The following is a 1196-nucleotide window of genomic DNA, read 5'->3' as shown; positions in this document are numbered from 1 at the left end:
CTGCTTTTGCTCTCTGCTCGGCGATCTTTCGCTGCTCGATTTCAGCCGCCATTTTTCGGTTCCAAAATACGATCACGAAAATGACCACAAAGATTCCAAGCCCGATGATCACCGACCATTTAGCGACTTCGCGTGGTGATAAGCCTTCTTGGTATTCATAGGTTAACCATTTGCTTTCCAAGCGCTCTAATTCATTGGCAGGCAGTGCTCCAATGGTTTTGTTGAGAATACTCAACAGCATGGGATGGCGGAAGTTCACTGCGAGAGCTAGTGGTGCGCTGTTTTGCTCATTAATGGTGCCAGTGATTTTGAATTGCCCTACATAGTCTTGATGCAATAAAGGTGCAGCATGATGAAGTGAAGCAAGCGCGAAACTGATGTCGTCTTTCTGTAATGCTTGGAAAGCGCTGACGTGATTGATGTAAGGGACGGCTAGGCAAGTAAGGCAGAGAGAAGGCAGAACTGTTGAGCCTCCAGAATTTTCAATCACACCAACAGCTTCGGTGCCACTTGGCGCAAAGTTGCCTAAGCGATCAGAGCGACTCAATAACACCCAAGGTTCAAAACTGTAAGCTTGAGTGAAGTCCATGTATCGGGCTTTATCTGTGGTTGGTGTGATGTTGGTTAGCACCATTGTCTCACCATTATTGAACGCGACCTCGGCCGCTTCTGGTGTTAGGTAAGTGGTACTTTCGAATGACACGCCAAGCACATTACTTATTAGGTTTAAGATGTCAGCAGATAAGCCTGAGTGTTGCTGTTGCTCATTGGTAAAGTCGTAAGGGTACCAATTGGAGTGTGTGCCTACGGGGATGGAAGGGTTGCTGTCGAGCCAGTTCTTTTCATCTTGGGTTAAATTCAATGTTCCATAGTTCAGCAGCATCGAATGTTGCGATGGAGCAAGCCATTGATTGTAGATAGATTGCAGTGAACCTACCTTAATGTCCTGTAAAGCGAAATTGATTCGGCTAAGCAATCTGTGCTTTCCTTTTTTGACCGCGAAATGCAAGTGATCTGCGGGAAGGTCAGGAAGTACAGATAATGTTAGTGAGTCTCGAGGCTGTTCTTGCAATAACGCAGAAAGTGCAAGCGCATCGCCAATGTACGCATCCACGCTATTCTCCTGAATCGCCGTGAATGCCGCTTGCGTGCTGTCTAATGTGGTAATTCGACTATCAGGAAGCAGGCTAGGAAGA

1 protein-coding gene is annotated in these 1196 nt (G+C 46.7%); it reads right to left on the bottom strand.

Translation table 11 applies throughout. The features are described 5' to 3' along the window. A partial coding sequence (locus tag AB4496_RS22145) for a transporter substrate-binding domain-containing protein (protein WP_372131980.1) occupies positions 1 to 1196 on the bottom strand: 1196 nt, incomplete at both ends.

Source organism: Vibrio sp. 10N.222.46.A1, from assembly GCF_041473595.1.
GTDB classification, from domain to species: domain Bacteria; phylum Pseudomonadota; class Gammaproteobacteria; order Enterobacterales; family Vibrionaceae; genus Vibrio; species Vibrio tasmaniensis_A.
The sequence above is the reverse complement of the archived record's forward strand: the minus strand, read 5'-3'. Positions and strand labels throughout refer to the sequence as shown.